Below are 17,520 nucleotides of genomic sequence, written 5' to 3' on the forward strand. Positions count from 1 at the left end.
TAATACGAAAACAGGACCAGACATGCGCCTGAGCAAAAACAGCCTGCTTCGCGTTCTTCATTATCTGATTCCATTGGGCATCCTGCTGACTTGCATCTTTTTGCGGTGGCAGGATGTTCCATTCGTCGATCAGATGCGGATGAGTGTTTTTGACACCTATCAGCGTATTGCACCGCGTCCTTTTGAAGATGTCGGGGTGCGTATCATCGATATCGACGAAAAAAGTCTTGAGGAACTGGGCCAATGGCCCTGGCCGCGCACCCGGCTTGCCGGGCTGGTGTATCGGTTGCGTTCGGCAGGAGCACGGGTTGTCGGGTTTGATGTGGTCTTTGCCGAACCCGATCGGACGTCGCCGGCGCGCGTGGTCAAGGACTGGCCCAAGGGTCGTGAGATCGGCGAAATCACGGCACTGGCCGAAAGCCTTCCTGATCATGACAGCCTGTTTGCCAAATTCATCCGCGGCACGGGGCAGGTCGTCACAGCCATTCAGCTTAGCACCAAAAAGCTTGAAACCCCGCCGCGCCAGATTGGCAATTTCAGTGTTTCCGGCGAAGCCGGGCGTCAATTATCCGATTTCATCGCGGTGTTGCCCGGGGCTGCGAAGAACCTTGAAGTCATAGAAGACGCCGCAAGCGGCAACGCCCTGGTCAATGTATCGCCCGGTCAGGATGGGGTGGTCCGGCGGGTTCCGTTGCTGGCCGCCCTTGACTATGACCTGCCCGCAATTGGCATGCCGATCTATCCGACACTGTCGATGGAGATGCTGCGCGTGCTGCAAGATGCCCCGCGAACCATGAATGTCCGTCTTTCGGGTGCAAGCGGCAGCGCCCGCTGGACCCAGTCCGAAGGGGTCGAGGCCATCCGCGTTGGCTCGGTCACCATCCCGACCGACTATGCCGGATATATGTGGGTGCATTTTACCGGTCATAAGCCCGAACGTTACATTTCAGCCGTTGATGTCATGACCGACAAGCTGCCAGCCGACAGCCTGCGCAACACATATGTTCTGATCGGCACCAGCGCAGCGGGCCTGCTTGATTTGCGCTCGACCCCGCTTGACCGGGTTCTTCCTGGTGTCGAGGTCCATGCCGAAATGCTTGAACAGATGCTGCTTGGGCATTTTTTGACCCGCCCCTATTGGGCAGCGGAAAGCGAAAACCTTGCCCTGCTTTTGATCGGTCTGTTTTTTGTGTTTGCGGTTCCGCGACTTGGTGCGGTCTGGCCAGCCGTGATTGGCGGCACCCTTGCATTTGGTGCGGCCGGCATTTCCTGGTGGGCATATGACGCCAAACTGCTGCTGATTGATCCGGTCTATCCGCTGGTCAGTTTGTTGGCAGTATATCTTGCCACCAGTTCAATCGGCTTCATGCGGACCGAAGGCGAACGTCGCCAGGTACGCACGGCATTTGGCAACTATTTGTCCCCGGCACTGGTCAATGAATTGTCGCGCCACCCCGAACGCCTGAAACTGGGCGGTGAAACCCGCGACATGACATTGATGTTTTGTGATGTCCGCGGATTTACATCCATTTCCGAAGGTTTCAAATCAAATCCGCAAGGACTGACACGCCTGATCAACCGGCTATTGACACCTTTGACCAAATGCATTCTCGATCGCGAAGGCACCATCGACAAATATATGGGCGACTGCATCATGGCATTCTGGAATGCGCCGCTTGATGTGGAAAACCACGCCCATCATGCGTGTGACAGCGCCCTTGCCATGCGACAAGCACTTGATGTTCTCAATACCGAACGCCTTGCCGAAGCCAAACGCGACAATGCACCTTTCCTGCCGCTGAATATCGGGATCGGGATCAATTGCGGGGATTGCCTGGTCGGCAATATGGGATCCGATCAGCGGTTTGATTATTCTGTGCTGGGCGATGCGGTCAATCTGGCGTCGCGCCTTGAAGGTCAGTCAAAGAATTACGGTGTTGATATCGTTCTGGGCGAAGAAGTCGCCAAACGGGTGGAAAACGATTTCGCCACCCTTGAACTTGACCTGATTGCGGTCAAAGGCAAAAGCGAAGCTGTCCACATCTTTGCGCTGCTTGGTGATGGCAAGCTGTGCCAGACTGACGCATTCCGCAACTGTGTGACACTTCATAAATCCATGCTTGCGGCCTATCGCCAGCAACAGTGGCAAGAGGCCGAAAACCTGATTGCGCAATGTCGTCAGGCATCACGCGGTATTGGCGCGCTTGCAGGTCTGTATGACATGTATGCCGACCGCATTGCCACATTCCGCACAAGCCCGCCGCCCGCCGACTGGAACGGGGTGTTTGTGGCAACCAGCAAATAGCTGGCTTGCCAAAAGGCCGGTTTCGCAACACTGTGAAAGAAAACAGGCAGTCTTGATGGTGGCTGGAAAATGCCGACCACTATCGGATTGATTGCCACCTGCCTTGCGCCCCACCAATGTAACGAGGCCCTGATGAATTTCTCGTCTGATAATGTGTCGCCAATCTGTCCGGAAATATTGAACGCGATCGCCGCCGAAAGCGAAAGTGCCGCCCTTCCATACGGGGCAGATGACCAAAGCCGGCAACTTGATGCTGCCTTTTCCAGATTGTTTGGTACAGATGTCTCGGTGGTGCCGGTGGCGACCGGGACGGCGGCCAATCTTATCGGATTATCCGGGCTTGTTTCCCCGTTCGGCGGGATCGTTTGCCACCATCACGCCCATATCAATATGACGGAATCAACCGGTGTGGCCTTTTATGGCAATGGCGCCAAACTTCTGGGCATTGACGGTCCGTCCGCCAAGATCGAGGCCGAAACCCTTGACCGGTATCTGAGCACCCATATTTCCAATGGCATGCATTCGGTTGATCCGGAATGTGTTGCGATCACCCAAAGTACAGAATTCGGAACCGTTTATGACGTTTTGGAAATTCAGGCGATCGGCAAGGTCTGCCAGAAACACCAGACCCGACTTTTCATGGACGGGGCACGTTTTGCCAACGCGATCGCAGCCCTTGACTGTCATCCGGCCGACATCACCTGGAAGGCTGGTGTTGATGTTCTGAGCTTCGGGGCGACAAAGAATGGCGCATTGGCAGTTGATGCGATTGTGCTGTTTGACCCGGCCTTGCGCCGCCACACCGAAAAAAACCGCAAACGTGGCGGACACCTGTTTTCAAAGCACCGCTATCTTGCCGCGCAATTGCTGGCATATCTGGAAGATGATCTTTGGCTGCGCAACGCCCGCCACGCCAATGACGCGGCCAAAGAACTGCAAAAAAGCCTTGAACAGCTTGGTGCAACTGCGGCCTTCCCGCCGCAAGGCAACGAGCTGTTCATGCATATGAATGACGATCTTGCCAAACGTCTGAGCGACAATGGTCTGGTATTCCGCCCGTGGGGGTCCATTGGCCCGGATGCCTATCGGTTTGTCTGCGCCTGGAACAGCCCGATTGAGGCCATTCGCGATCTGCCACACACACTTGCCTGATCCGCGCTGTTTGCCAAAATAATGCCCGCCATGTGATAAGCATTCAAAGCCCGCCTGCCCGGTTGCACCCGATCAGGGTTCACCGGACTGCCACCAGATAATTGCGAGATAGAAGATGAATTTTGCCTCTGACAATGTGTCGCCCTTTTGCCCGGAAGTCCTTGAAGCCCTGAGCGCAGAAGCCAAAAGCAACGCCCCGGCCTATGGCGGTGATGACATCAGTCAGCAACTTGACCATGCCTTTTCCGAACTGTTTGACAAGGAAGTGGCCGTCATCCCGGTTGCGACAGGCACCGCCGCCAATTGCATCAGCCTGTCGGCACTTGTGTCCCCCTATGGTGGCATCATTTGCCATCACGAGGCCCACATCAACGAAGATGAAAGCACCGGGGTGGCCTTTTTCACCGGCGGGGCAAAACTGATTGCGATGGACGGCCCGACCGCCAAGCTTGAAGCAGATGCCCTTGACCGCTTTGTTGCCGGTCAGGTCAATCGCGGGGTGCATTCAGTTGCGCCGGAATGCGTTGCCATCACCCAGGCCACCGAACTTGGCACGGTCTATCGCCCGGACGAGGTTGCGGCCATTGGCGATGTGTGCCGCAAACACGGTCTGCGCCTGTTCATGGATGGCGCACGTTTTGCCAATGCGGTTGCCCATCTTGATTGTTCCCCGGCAGACATCACCTGGAAAGCCGGCGTGGACGCCATCAGTTTCGGCGCCACCAAAAATGGTGCAATGGCGGTTGATGCCATTGTGCTGTTTGACACAAGCCTGAAACATCGGGTCGAGCAGGCCCGCAAACGCAGTGGTCATTTGCATTCCAAACATCGCTATCTGGCGACCCAGCTTCTGGCCTATGTCAAAAATGACGTGTGGCTCAAGAATGCCTCGCATGCCAACAAGGCCGCCGCGACCCTTGGCGAAATCCTGATCGGGCGTGGTGCAAGTCTGGCCCATCCGGCCGATGGCAACGAACTGTTTGTCAAACTGTCGTCTGATCTGGCTTCGCAATTGCGGGACGCCGGGGTGATGTTCCATCCGTGGCCGTCACTCGGGGCGGATATCTATCGCTTTGTTGCGGCCTGGAACACGGATATCGGGCAAATCACCGAATTGAATACTACCCTGGGGTAGTAAACTGGTATTCGGACCGGCTTGCGAATCAAACGAATCATTAAAATTCAACGGATTATGAATCGTTTAAAAGCACATCTGAATGACGTGATATTCATCCTTGCCGGTCCGAGCCCCGAAAAAAATGCACATCTCCCATACGTAAATGTTGGGGTGATTTTCATAAAAATAACAAACACTTGACATAAATTCATCATTCGGATGTCATGTCCAAACTACGTAGAACCACGCAGCAAGCGTTGACGATACGTAGAAACCCTGATTATTTTCCCTCGTCGATTGCCAACATAAATTTCTGTTGGATCGGGTAAACCCCGTCCGTTCCAATATGGCGAAGTCAAACATGACCTGAACAAGATCATGCAGGCCGCCTTGATTTGCACGGACCAGCCTTGAGGGAGGCATTTAATGAAAGCGAATTTCGTCAAAGTGGCGATTGGTGCAGGCCTGCTTGCGGCCACTGCACTTGCTGCTCCGACCGCCGCTTCGGCAAAAACCCTGGTATATTGCTCGGAAGGTAGCCCGGAAGGCTTCAACCCGTCGCTTTACACCGCAGGTACCACGTTTGATGCTTCTTCGCGTCAGATCTACAACCGTTTGGTACAGTTCAAACGCGGCACCACCACCATCGTTCCGGGTCTTGCGACCAGCTGGGACGTTTCGGCTGATGGTCAGGAATATACCTTTAACCTGCGTAAAGGTGTGAAGTTCCACACGACTGACCTGTTCACCCCGACCCGTGATTTCAATGCTGATGACGTGATCTTCACCTTCATGCGTCAGTTTGACAAAAATCATCCGTATCATGGTGTTTCCGGCGGCTCGTACGAGTACTTCAACGCAATGTCCATGCCGGACCTGATCAAGGACATCGTCAAAGTTGACGATTACACCGTTAAATTTGTTCTGAACCGTCCGGAAGCACCGTTCATCGCCAACATGGCAATGGATTTCGCATCCGTTCTGTCGGCAGAATATGCGGACAAGATGATGGAAGCCGGCACGCCGGAGCAGGTTGACCTTGAGCCGGTCGGCACCGGTCCGTTCCAGCGCATTCAGTATCAAAAAGATGCGGTCATCCGTTACAAGGCATTCCCGGAATATTGGGAAGGCAAAGCCGCAATCGACAACCTGATCTTTGCCATTACCCCGGACAGCACCGTTCGCTACCAGAAGCTTAAAGCTGGCGAATGCCATGTCATGCCGTACCCGAACCCGGCTGACCTGACCGAGATGGATGCAGACGCGTCGATCAACCTGATGAGCCAGGAAGGTCTGAACGTCGGCTATCTGGGCTACAACACCCAGAAAGAGCCGTTCACCAATCCGAAAGTCCGTAAAGCACTGAACATGGCGATCAACAAAGACGCCATCATCGAAGGTGTTTACCAGGGGGCCGGTGCTGCTGCCAAAAACCCGATCCCGCCGACCATCTGGTCCTACAACAACGATACCGTTGATGACCCGTATGATCCGGAAGCTGCAAAAGCAATGCTTGCAGAAGCAGGTTTCCCGGAAGGCTTCAAAACTGACATCTGGGCCATGCCGGTTCAGCGTCCTTACAACCCGAACGCACGTCGTATGGCCGAGCTGATTCAGGCTGACTGGGCGAAAATCGGTGTTGATGCCGAAATCGTGTCTTACGAGTGGGGCGAATACCTTGAGCGCACCAAAAAAGGTGAACAGGGTACCTTCATGCTCGGTTGGACCGGTGATAACGGCGACCCCGACAACTTCCTTGCTGTTCTGCTTGGCTGCGATGCAGTTGGCGGCTCGAACCGTGCACAGTGGTGCAACGAAGAGTTCGACAAGCTGATCCAGCAGGCAAAAACCACCTCGGACGTTCTTGAGCGTACCCGTCTGTACGAAGAAGCTCAGCTGGTCTTCAAACGTGAAGCACCGTGGGCAACCATCGCACACTCGATCGTTTTCGAACCGATCCGTAACGAAGTCGTTGACTACAAGATTGATCCGTTTGGCGGTCACATCTTCTATGGCGTCGACATCAAAGAATAAGACGACCTAAAACCTTGTCGAAGAGGCCCGGTCTTCCGGGCCTCTTTGCAATTCCGCAATAGAGAGAGACGTCCACCCGTGCCGAGAACACGCGTGGATGCACAAAAAGGCCCGATGGCATGCTAGGATTCCTGTTTCGCCGTTTGGGGGACATCATCCCGACCTTCTTCGGTGTCACCCTTCTGGTATTCTTCCTGATACGCCTCATTCCCGGCGACCCGATTCTGATGATGGCCGGTGAACGTGGTGTTGATGCAGCACGATACGCAGAACTTCAGGCACAATACGGTTTCGACCAACCGATTATCGTTCAGTATTTCGATTACCTGATGGGCGTATTCCAGGGTGATCTGGGCAAATCGTTTGTCACCAAGAAACCGGTCATTGAAGAATTCCTGACTTTGTTCCCGGCGACGGTTGAACTCAGCATCATGGGGATCCTGTTTGCCGTTATCCTGGGTGTGCCGCTCGGTGTGCTGGCTGCCATCCATCGTGGAAAATGGATCGACCATCTGACCATGTCAGTTTCCCTGACCGGGTATTCGATGCCGATTTTCTGGTGGGCGCTTCTACTGATCATGTTCTTTTCGACAACACTTGGCTGGACCCCCGTTTCCGGGCGCCTGTCGGTGCTGTACTACATTCAGCCAACCACGGGCTTCATGCTGATCGATACCCTGATCAGTGATGAAAAAGGTGCCTTTATCAGCGCACTGCGCCATATGATCCTGCCAACGGTGGCGCTTGGCACCATCCCGATGGCCGTGATCGCGCGTATGACACGTTCTTCGATGCTTGAAGTTCTCGGCGAAGAATATATCCGCGTTGCCCGCGCCAAAGGTCTGGCACCGATCCGTGTCATCATGGTCCACGCCCTGCGCAATGCCCTGATCCCGGTTATCACCGTCATCGGCCTTCAGGTCGGTGTGTTGCTGGCCGGTGCGATCCTGACCGAGACGATCTTCTCCTGGCCGGGCATTGGCAAATGGATCATCGAAGCCATGAACCGTCGCGATTATCCGACCATTCAGGGCGGCATTCTGATGATTGCCTTCCTGGTTATGGGCGTGAACCTGATCGTCGATCTTCTGTACGGGATTGTTAACCCCCGTATTCGTCATAAACGCTAAGGGGACTGCGAAAGATGAGCGAGAATACCACCCCGTCCGCAGCCCCGGCAGCCAATGTCGCAGAGCCGATTGGTGCTCCGCCCAGCCCGCTGCGCGAAACCTGGGACTATTTCCGTAAGAACCGTGGTGCTTATGTCGGATTGATGGTCATTGCCTTCATCCTGTTCCTGGCACTGACCGCACAATGGATTGCACCGTTTGATCCGATTGCACAGGACCGCACCGCGTTCCTGAAACCACCGGTCTGGATGGAAGGTGGTGACCCGCGTTACCTGCTTGGAACCGATGCGGTTGGTCGCGATATCCTGTCGCGTCTGATCCATGGTGCACAGCTGTCGGTGTCGATCGGCGTGTTCGTTGTGATCCTGTCGATGATTTCGGGCATTTGCCTTGGCATGGTTGCGGGTTATTTCCGCGGCTGGGTCGAAGTTTGCATCATGCGCCTGATGGACATCATGCTGGCCCTGCCCAGCCTGATCATGGCGCTTGCCATTGTCGCCATCCTCGGCCCGGGTCTTGAAAACGCCATGCTGGCCATCGCGATCGTCCAGTTGCCGCATTATGTGCGCCTGACCCGTGCATCGGTGGTATCCGAACTGAACAAGGAATATGTCATCGCATCGCAGATTGCCGGTGCCGGGCATATGCGCCAGATGTTTGTGAACATTCTTCCGAACTGCATGGCGCCCCTGATTGTTCAGGGCACCCTTGGTATTTCGAGTGCGATCCTTGACGCTGCTGCCCTTGGCTTCCTTGGTCTTGGTGCACAGCCGCCGCTGCCGGAATGGGGCACCATGCTGTCCGAAGCCCGTGAATTCGTGGGTTCGGCCTGGTGGGTGATCACCTTCCCCGGCCTTTGCATCCTTGTCACCGTGCTTGCCTTCAACCTGATGGGTGATGGTCTGCGCGATGCCCTTGATCCCAAGATGAAACGGTAAGTCATGGCTCTTCTCGAAGTAAAAAACCTGACAGTCGAGTTCGGCTCCGAAGACAAGCCGTTTCGCGCTGTTGACTCAGTAAGCTATTCCGTCGATCGCGGCGAAGTCCTTGGCATTGTCGGTGAATCGGGTTCCGGTAAATCGGTATCGTCCCTGGCCGTTATGGGCCTGATCGACTTCCCCGGGCGTGTCACCGCAGATGCCCTGACCTTTGATGGTCAGGATCTTCTGGGCATGCCCGCCAAGCGTCGTCGTGAAATCACCGGCAAAGACATCGCCATGATCTTTCAGGATCCGATGTCGGCGCTTAACCCGTGCTTCACGGTCGAAGCCCAGATCATGGAGGCCCTCAAGGTCCATGAAGGCGGCACCAAGAAGCAGCGTCGCGAACGCACACTCGAACTTCTTAATCAGGTTGGCATTCCCGATCCGAAGTCGCGTATGACCGCCTATCCGCATCAGCTGTCGGGTGGCATGAGCCAGCGTATCGTCATTGCCATGGCGATTGCCTGCAAGCCGCGCCTTCTGATTGCCGATGAACCGACCACGGCGCTTGATGTCACCATTCAGGCCCAGATCATTGATCTTCTTCTCAAGCTTCAGGAAGACAGTGACATGGGGCTGATCCTGATCACCCATGATCTGGCACTGGTGTCGGAAGCTGCCAACCGCATTCAGGTCATGTATGCCGGTCAGCTGTTTGAAAGCGGCCCGGCCGACAGCATCTTTGCCGCCCCGCGTCATCCCTATACGCAGGCGCTGCTCGAAGCATTGCCGGAACGTTCAGAAGGCCATGACCGCCTGCGCACCATCCCCGGCGTGGTACCGGGTCAGTATGACCGCCCGACGGGCTGTCTTCTGGCACCGCGTTGCCGCTACGCCAATGAAAGCTGCATCACCGCCCGTCCGGAAGTCCGTGACTTCAACGGGCGCGATGTCCGCTGCTTCTATCCGCTAAATGATCAGGGCCGGCCCACCGGCCTGACTGCCGATATGGCCACCGGGGAGAATGTATAATGAGCTTTCTGGAAACCAAACCCGGTGTTCCGCTTCTGGAATCCGATAATCTTGTCCGCCATTACGACGTCAATCGCGGCTTTGGCAAACCCAATGCCACGGTCAAGGCGCTTGATGGCGTATCCTTCACGCTCGAAGCCCAGAAGACCCTTGCGGTTGTTGGTGAATCGGGTTGCGGCAAATCGACCCTTGGCCGTCAGTTGACCCTGATCGAACAGCCAAGTGCCGGCGAACTGAAAATCAACGGCAACACGGTCGGCAACCTGTCGGACAAGGAAGCCAAACTGTTCCGTCGCACGGTTCAGATGATTTTCCAGAACCCTTACGGGTCGCTGAACCCGCGCAAAAAGGTCGGTCAGATCCTGGCCGAGCCGGTTTTGCTGAACATGGATCAGCTGGGCCGCAAGGAACGCGAAGAACGTGTGCGCGAAACCATGGCCAAGGTCGGCCTGCGCCCCGAATTCTATCAGCGTTATCCGCACATGTTCTCGGGCGGGCAGCGTCAGCGTATCGCCATTGCCCGTGCGCTTATTCTTGAACCGAAAGTCATCGTTGCCGATGAACCGGTTTCGGCCCTTGATGTGTCGGTCCAGGCACAGGTTCTCAACCTGATGATGGACCTTCAGGAAGAGATGAATGTCGCATATGTATTCATTTCGCATGATCTTTCTGTCGTCAGACATATTGCAGATGACGTCATGGTGATGTATCTCGGGCGCGTCGCTGAAAAAGGACCGACCGAAGAAATCTTTGCCAAGCCGCTGCACCCCTATACACGGGCGCTTCTGGCATCGGCACCGAAGATCGACCCGGCACATCGTGTAAAGGCAGAACCGCTTACCGGTGAATTGCCTTCGCCGATCAACCCGCCTTCGGGCTGTGCGTTCCATAAACGCTGCCCGTTTGCGACCGAGGAATGCGCAAAAGTTCGTCCCGAACTGCGTTCATTCGAAGGCCGCGAGGTGGCATGCCATCGGGTCGAAGAAATCGCCTGAGAACAGGCGATCACCCGGATGTCCGGGTAGACAAGGGAGCAAGGGGGCGCGCTTTAACGAGCTGCGCCCCTGCGCATTTCTGCATGAAAAACGGATTGAATGCGGCGCGCCATTTTGCGGGCAGTCCGCCCTTTGACTAGGCGGCTGAGCGCGTCCGGTCGGTAAAGGCCAAAAGCACACCGGCCCCCACCAGAAGCGTTCCCGACACCCGATTGAGCATCCGCATATGGGTTGCCGACCGGATCAGACCTTTGACCTGGCCGCCAATCAGGCCATAGGCCAGCAAAACAGTCGTTTCCATCGCAATAAAGGTCGTGCCCATCACGGCAAATTGCGGCCCGTAAGCCACAGCCGGATCGAGAAATTGCGGGAAGAAGGCCGTAAAGATCAGGATGGCCTTGGGATTGCCAATTGCCGTGATGAATTCCGTGCGCGCCAGATTGAGCGCCCCGGGATTGGTCATAAGCACCATCTGGCCATCGGTTTCGTCGGTATCATTGACCTTGGCAAGCCAGCTTTTGACACCAAGCCATACCAGATAAACCGCCCCGACCCATTTGATCACAAAGAATGTGGTTTCACTGGCCGCAAGAATGACACCAAGTCCGGTCGCGGTAATGGCAATCATCAGTGCAAAGGCGACAATACGCCCGATTCCCCCGATTGCAGCGGACGAGACACCAAAACGCGCACCATTAAACATCGCCAGAAGATTGTTTGGTCCCGGGGCCATCGCCAAGGCGATCGCAGCCCCGGCAAATAAAAGCCAGGTATCGAACTGCATGGGGCAAAATCCTGTAAGGCGGGATCATATTGCGTAAATACGTCCCGTTTGGGTGACCGTGTGATTTCGCCCGAAAATCAGTCGCGCGTCAATGCCGCAATCATGTCCGCCGCCGCAGGCCATTTGGCGGTCAGCGCGGCGCGTTTGCCCATGGAGAAATCGGCAAAATCAAATCCCGGCGCGACTGTGCATCCCAACAAGGCATATTTCCCGCCCGGTTTCAGACGCGCCCCTTGCCAGACATTCTTGGGCACGACCACTTGCGGTTTTTGCCCGGCCAGAAGGTCCTTGCCGATTTCAACCTGTTTGTGGGTGCCGTCATCAAACAGCTGAAGCTGTTCAACCGCATCGCCCAGATAATGGTGGAAGATCTCGTTGCTGGTCAGAATATGCATCCCCGAAAAGGTATCGGGTGTCAGCAAATAGTATATCGCGGTACCGGTGCTGCGTACGCCGAGATAACGGTTCCCCGGATTGCATGTTTCAAAGGCGCGAAACGTTTCGGTGTAATATCCGCCTTCGGGATGGGGTTGCAGGCCGAGTTTGGTAATCAGATCGTCGATGGTGATGTTTTCTGACATGACGGGCTCCCTCTGACCGGCGCGATTGTTTTTCCCATCATGACGAAAAACGGGAGAAGGCGCAAACCTTCCCCCGCAAAATAGTAGTGCCGATCCGAGGATACGGACCCGATCAGTTGGCGTTGTGGTTCATGCCGCCATGGTCCTTTTGACCATGTTCCATCTGGTTGTGATCCATTTGCCCGTGATCCATTTGGCCGTGATCCATTTGGCCGTGATCCATGCCTGCCGGGCCCTTGGCCATGGCATCCATCACATGGATCATCACCGGAATGTCACCGGCCTTTTCAAATTCCAGCGTCACCTGAACCATCTCGCCCTGTTCAAGCGGCTTTTTCAGGCCCATCATCATCACGTGATAGCTGCCCGGTTTGAAAAGAACTTCGCCATGCATCGGCACGTCAATGCCGCCTTCGACCTGGCGCATCTTCATGACATTGTTGGCCATGATATGGGTGTGCAGTTCGGTTTTATCGGCAAGGTTACTGCGTACACCAATGATGCGGTCCGCACCACCATGGTTCACAACCGTCAAAAAGGCCGCGCCATTGCGCACCTGTCCAAGGGATGCCTTTGCCCAGGCATCCTTGATTTCGATATCAGCCGCAAAGGCGTTGGTCACAACAAACAGCGACGCCAAAGTCGCCAGAACAGCAAACAGCTTTTTCATGAAAATTCATCCGTCTTTTGCCCGCCACATGCGGGTCCGATTTCATCAATTGAGCGGGAATTGAAAATCAGATAACGGCTGGCGGGGCGCGCGAATGACGGATGCGTGGCCATTCATGCCCGGTGGCCACGCCATTTGCCGCGGCAAAGCGGACATCATGAACAACGGCAACCGGGGCAATATCGGGCATTTCGACCGCAACCACCGCCCCGTGATGGGTCGCGCAAAGCGAACAAAATGCATGTCCTGCGGGTGACGGTATCCCGTCGGGGGCCGACGCGTGTCCGACATCCCCGTCGGCCACAGTCACCGACTTGATGCCGTTTGGCGTACAGATCAGAAGAACATCACCACCCGGAAACACATCAGCCGCGCTGGCCCGGGCAATTCCGGTTGCCTGTCCGCCAAGCAAGGCCGGGATCAAACCGGACTGGGTAACCCCGGCAAGCAGGATCACAAACGCCATCAGCCACGTTTGCAAAACGCGGGTAATGGATGGTCCCCGATCATGACGGGTATGGCGCCGGATTGAGATCATCTGGTTGATATGCCCGAATTCATCATCACCTGCAATGACATTGATCATTGCCAAGATCACATCTTGCGATGATGATGCGATCCTGTCGCCCCACCGGGAGTCCCGCGATGCACCACCCCGCCAGCACCAATGCAAGTGCCCGCCCCGTCAAACTGCCCCACCGCGCCCTTAAAGATGCAGACTGGGGGGATTCATTTGTCATTACGGTCGACAAGCCCGGGCTTGGCGCCCGTGAAGCCGCCCGTCACGTCATCAATTCGGCACCGCGCTGGTATTATCATCTGCTGGCACTGCGAAACGCCATTGTCAGGCCGCTTGGACTGAAGACCGATCTTGATACCGCCGCCATGACCAAGGTCGATACGATCGGCGTGTTTCCGGTGATCTCGGAAACAGATGACTGCGTCATCCTTGGTCTGGATGACCATCATCTGAATTTCCGCATTGTGTTCGAGACCGAAGCACTGGAACGCAATCGCACCCTTGTCCGCAGCATCACACTTGTCCGGCGCAACAATACCCTTGGGCGGATCTATCTTGCGGCGGTCCTGCCGTTTCACAACCTGATTGTGCCGGCGATGCTGAATGCTGCCTATGGCAGCAGATAACTTGTTCGGGCACGCAAAAGGCCGGACAAACAGTGCCCGGCCTTGGAAAATCGGAATGGATCGGATCAGCGTGATCAGATCATGTCGCGGGCCTGAACCAGTTCATCGAACTTTTCCCCGTCAAGGAAACCAAGCGCCATGCAGGCTTCCTTAAGACTGCTGCGATCCTTGTGGGCCTTTTTGGCAACGGCCGCCGCATTATCATATCCGATATGCGGGGCCAGTGCGGTTACCAGCATCAGGCTTTGTTCGACATAATGGTCGATCTTTTCCTGATCGGCTTCAAGCCCGGCCACACAATTATCAGCAAAACTGACCGACGCATCGGCAATCAGGCGCACCGATTGCAGCAGGTTATAAATGATCACCGGCTTGAACACATTAAGATCAAGATGCCCGTTCGAACCGCCAACTGTCACGGCGACGTGGTTGCCCATCACCTGTGCGCAGACCATGGTCAATGCTTCGGCCTGGGTCGGGTTCACCTTGCCCGGCATGATGGATGATCCGGGCTCGTTGGCCGGCAGGATCAATTCGCCAAGACCACAGCGCGGCCCCGATCCCAGCAAACGAATATCGTTGCCGATCTTCATCAGGGATGCGGCCAGCACATTCATGACACCAGACATTTCAACACAGGCATCATGTGCAGCCAGGGCCTCGAACTTGTTTTCAGCGGTTGAAAAATCAAGTCCGGTAATCTCGGAAACCTGTTTGGCAAATTCAACGTCAAAGCCCTTGGGCGCGTTCAAACCAGTGCCAAGAGCAGTCCCGCCCTGGGCCAGTTTGCGCAGCCGTTTCAGCGCATCTTCAACCCGTTCCAGCCCCAGTTCGATTTGCGCCGCATAACCGGAAAATTCCTGTCCCAGTGTCAGCGGGACGGCGTCCTGCATATGGGTTCGGCCGATTTTGACAATATCGGCAAAGGCCGCGACCTTGTCATCAAGCGCCTGTTTCAGATGTTTCAGGGCCGGTTTCAGCGCCCGTTCAATTTCCACCACCGCGGCGATATGCATCGCAGCCGGGAAACTGTCATTGGAGGATTGCCCGCGATTGACGTGATCATTGGGATGAACCGGATCGCGCATGCCCATCGGTTTGCCAAGGATTTCACACGCACGGTTGGCGATCACCTCGTTGGTATTCATGTTGGTCTGGGTACCCGACCCGGTCTGCCAGACAACCAGCGGAAAATGATCGAGCAATTTGCCATCGGCAACTTCGAGTGCCGCGGCCTCGATCGCCTTGGCCAGTTCCGGGTCAAGATTGCCAAGGGCAGCATTGGCACGCGCTGCTGCCAGCTTCTGAATGCCGAACGCCTTGATCAGGGCATCGGGCATCCGTTCGCCACCAATGCGGAAATTCTGTTTTGAACGCTGGGTTTGCGCCCCCCAATACCGGTCTGCGGGCACCTCGATTTCGCCCATGGTGTCCTGTTCAGTACGGGTGGTCACTGTTGTAGTCACGATAGATATCCTCCGTGTCAGACGTCAAACTGACCGGGGCGGGAAACCCGGTGCAACAATCCCGTGCGCTTCAACGCGGGACGTCGCCCAGAAATATGGTTCGGAACATGCCCAAAGGCAAATGCAAATAAGATTTGTTTGCATTTATTGCCCGATCGGCCTAGCCCGCCTTTTCCATCTGTTCCTGCCAGGCCAGCAATCTGATGCCGGCCCGTTCAAGCTGGGATGCGATTTCCGGGGCCGGGGCACGGTCGGTTATGATCCCCGTCAGATCTTCGAGTGGTGCGACATTTTCAAGATAGCGCTGATCGAACTTGGTATGATCCACCATCAGCCAGGTTTCGTCTGACCGTTCCATCATGGCGCGTTTGACCGCGACAGCGCGACGGTTGACGTCGCTAAATCCCTGGCGCGATACGCCGGATGCCCCGATAAAGGCGATATTGGCATGAAAACGGCGCAGATATTCGACCGTATCCGTTCCGTAAACCGCATTTTCACGCCGGTCATACTGACCCGGGCACATCAGGACGTCATCATAATCGCAAAGATCAGCCATGCCCTGCACGACCGCATAGCAATTGGTCAAAAAGGTCCGGGGCAAGGGGCTGCGCCGTGCTGCAAGAAACGGGGCGATCTGTGGCACGGTTGATCCGGCATCGATCATCGCAACATCGCCTGAACGCACCATATCGGCGGCCAGCATGCCAATCCGTTCAAACCCGGCAACGGCCGATAACTGGCGTTCGGCCAGATCGGGTTGATGGCCCATCGGCCGGGCCGATGCCCCGCCAAACTCGCGCTTGATCAGGCCTTCATTGCTGAGCGCATCAAGATCGCGGCGAATTGTTTCGGTCGCCACGTCGAATCGCTCGGCCAATGTGGCAACTCTCACATGCGGGTGAACCTGAAGTTCATGGAGAATGCGTTGTTGGCGTTCTTTTTTTCCCAAACGCAAAGCCATATCCCCTTTGAATATTGGCGGCTTTCATGATGATACAGGCATTCTAGCAACCTCTGCTGAAATCTTTTGTTACAGTTTTATGTTGATTTCTCAACTTTTCCGAACCCATAATGTTGTTAAAAGCAACAATAAAACCAACAAAACCACATCACAAATGGCTGAAATCCAGCGTTCACAGGGAAGAAAGGTTCGGTAGCCGTGTTTTCACATCCGAAAAAAACTGACGTTTTGAAACTCACCACACTGCTTGCTGCGGTTGGTATGTTTGGCTTCGCCGCCAGCCCGGCAGCTGCGGCTGACGACTGCATCGCGCGTGGCGATCTTGATCCGATTTATTGCGACATGGATGGCGATCTGGTTGCCGATGCACCGCCCGCCGATCAGCTTGTTGATCCCGACACCCTTGTCTTTGCATATACCCCGGTCGAAGACCCGGCCGTTTATGCCGACATCTGGGAGCCGTTCCTTGAGCATCTTGAAAAAGTAACCGGCAAGGACGTTCACTTCTTTGCGGTTCAGTCGAACTCGGCCGAAGTCGAAGCCATGCGTTCCGGCCGTCTGCATGTTGCCGGCTTCTCGACCGGTCCGACCCCGTTTGCCGTCAACCTTGCCGGTGCGGTTCCGTTCGCCCTGATGGGTGGCGATGATGGTCGTTTCGGTTACACACTTCAGCTTTACACCCGCGTTGACAGCGGCATCAACACCCCGGCCGACCTGAAAGGCAAGCGTGTTGCCCACACTTCGCCGACCTCGAACTCGGGCAACCTGGCACCGCGCGCCCTTCTTCCGGGTCAGGGCATTGTTCCGGAACAGGATTACGAAGTCGTCTATTCCGGTTCCCACGATCAGTCGATCCTCGGTGTTGTCGCCGGTGACTATGACGCAGCCCCGGTTGCCTCCGAAGTTGTCGAACGTATGGCCCAGCGCGACCTTTATGATCCCAAAGAAGTCAAGATCATCTACGAAAGCAAGCCGTTCCCGACCACTTCGTTCAACTATGCCTATAACCTGAAGCCGGAACTGATCGAAAAGATCAAGGAAGCCTTCTTTACCTTCGACATGAAGGGCACCGCCCTTGGTGAAGAATTCAAGGGTGTGTCGAAGTTCCTGCCGGTCACCTATCAGGAAGACTGGGCCGTCATTCGTGAAATCCAGGCTGCCAACGGTGTCAAATACACCCCGGACAACCTGAAGTAATTCACCTCAATCAATTGACGAAAA

16 protein-coding genes are annotated in these 17,520 nt (G+C 55.5%); 10 read left to right on the forward strand and 6 right to left on the reverse strand.

Annotation, left to right across the window (positions count from 1 at the left end):
• Window positions 1–22 precede the first annotated feature (22 nt).
• The 8 genes from SIB88_RS18160 (at window position 23) to SIB88_RS18195 (ending at window position 10,688) form a co-directional block, all read left to right on the forward strand.
• Window positions 23–2,305, forward strand: a complete 2,283-nt coding sequence (locus SIB88_RS18160; protein ID WP_412558739.1) for a CHASE2 domain-containing protein — start codon at window positions 23–25, stop codon at window positions 2,303–2,305.
• A gap of 69 nt (window positions 2,306–2,374) precedes the next feature.
• Window positions 2,375–3,457, forward strand: a complete 1,083-nt coding sequence (locus SIB88_RS18165) for a threonine aldolase family protein (RefSeq protein ID WP_412558740.1) — start codon at window positions 2,375–2,377, stop codon at window positions 3,455–3,457.
• Between the two features lie 115 nt (window positions 3,458–3,572).
• The gene (locus tag SIB88_RS18170) at window positions 3,573–4,592 is read left to right on the forward strand and encodes a threonine aldolase family protein (protein WP_412558741.1); all 1,020 of its coding nucleotides are present in this window, start codon (window positions 3,573–3,575) and stop codon (window positions 4,590–4,592) included.
• A gap of 408 nt (window positions 4,593–5,000) precedes the next feature.
• On the forward strand, window positions 5,001–6,608 hold the full coding sequence (locus tag SIB88_RS18175; RefSeq protein ID WP_101248133.1) for an ABC transporter substrate-binding protein: 1,608 nt from the start codon (window positions 5,001–5,003) through the stop codon (window positions 6,606–6,608).
• A gap of 119 nt (window positions 6,609–6,727) precedes the next feature.
• Window positions 6,728–7,738, forward strand: coding sequence for an ABC transporter permease subunit (locus SIB88_RS18180; RefSeq protein ID WP_068517235.1), 1,011 nt, complete (start codon window positions 6,728–6,730; stop codon window positions 7,736–7,738).
• A 14-nt stretch (window positions 7,739–7,752) separates the two neighbouring features.
• Entirely contained in the window at window positions 7,753–8,676 is a 924-nt protein-coding gene (locus SIB88_RS18185) for an ABC transporter permease subunit (RefSeq protein ID WP_068517236.1), read from the forward strand.
• A gap of 3 nt (window positions 8,677–8,679) precedes the next feature.
• Window positions 8,680–9,693: a dipeptide ABC transporter ATP-binding protein gene (gene dppD / locus SIB88_RS18190; protein WP_412558742.1), complete on the forward strand. Its 1,014-nt coding sequence runs from the start codon at window positions 8,680–8,682 to the stop codon at window positions 9,691–9,693.
• A complete protein-coding gene (locus SIB88_RS18195) occupies window positions 9,693–10,688 on the forward strand; it encodes a dipeptide ABC transporter ATP-binding protein (RefSeq protein WP_412558743.1) in 996 nt (331 codons plus the stop codon). Before dppD ends, SIB88_RS18195 begins: the two co-directional genes overlap by 1 nt.
• Before the next feature lie 136 nt (window positions 10,689–10,824).
• Here the strand turns inward: SIB88_RS18195 and SIB88_RS18200 are convergent, their stop codons facing one another.
• From SIB88_RS18200 to SIB88_RS18215, 4 genes are all read right to left on the reverse strand, one after another.
• Entirely contained in the window at window positions 10,825–11,472 is a 648-nt protein-coding gene (locus tag SIB88_RS18200; protein WP_412558744.1) for a LysE family translocator, read from the reverse strand.
• A 77-nt stretch (window positions 11,473–11,549) separates the two neighbouring features.
• Window positions 11,550–12,053, reverse strand: a complete 504-nt coding sequence (locus SIB88_RS18205; protein ID WP_068517240.1) for a cupin domain-containing protein — start codon at window positions 12,051–12,053, stop codon at window positions 11,550–11,552.
• A 112-nt stretch (window positions 12,054–12,165) separates the two neighbouring features.
• Window positions 12,166–12,723, reverse strand: coding sequence for a copper chaperone PCu(A)C (locus tag SIB88_RS18210; RefSeq protein ID WP_412558745.1), 558 nt, complete (start codon window positions 12,721–12,723; stop codon window positions 12,166–12,168).
• 67 nt (window positions 12,724–12,790) lie between these two features.
• Entirely contained in the window at window positions 12,791–13,309 is a 519-nt protein-coding gene (locus SIB88_RS18215) for a DUF2946 family protein (protein WP_412559386.1), read from the reverse strand.
• A gap of 59 nt (window positions 13,310–13,368) precedes the next feature.
• Between SIB88_RS18215 and SIB88_RS18220 the strand changes: the two genes are divergently transcribed.
• Entirely contained in the window at window positions 13,369–13,869 is a 501-nt protein-coding gene (locus tag SIB88_RS18220) for a DUF2867 domain-containing protein (RefSeq protein ID WP_181848986.1), read from the forward strand.
• Between the two features lie 74 nt (window positions 13,870–13,943).
• Here the strand turns inward: SIB88_RS18220 and fumC are convergent, their stop codons facing one another.
• Both fumC and SIB88_RS18230 read right to left on the reverse strand, forming a co-directional pair.
• Window positions 13,944–15,335 (reverse strand): class II fumarate hydratase, encoded by a 1,392-nt coding sequence (gene fumC, locus SIB88_RS18225; RefSeq protein ID WP_341653010.1) that lies wholly within the window; start codon window positions 15,333–15,335, stop codon window positions 13,944–13,946.
• A gap of 160 nt (window positions 15,336–15,495) precedes the next feature.
• Complete coding sequence (locus tag SIB88_RS18230; RefSeq protein ID WP_412558746.1) at window positions 15,496–16,299, reverse strand: DeoR/GlpR family DNA-binding transcription regulator; 804 nt, start codon at window positions 16,297–16,299, stop codon at window positions 15,496–15,498.
• A 228-nt stretch (window positions 16,300–16,527) separates the two neighbouring features.
• Between SIB88_RS18230 and phnD the strand changes: the two genes are divergently transcribed.
• Entirely contained in the window at window positions 16,528–17,496 is a 969-nt protein-coding gene (phnD, locus tag SIB88_RS18235; protein ID WP_228194372.1) for a phosphate/phosphite/phosphonate ABC transporter substrate-binding protein, read from the forward strand.
• Window positions 17,497–17,520 lie beyond the last annotated feature (24 nt).

It is taken from the genome of Thalassospira sp. MIT121401 (genome assembly GCF_047125595.1).
GTDB lineage: Bacteria > Pseudomonadota > Alphaproteobacteria > Rhodospirillales > Thalassospiraceae > Thalassospira > Thalassospira povalilytica.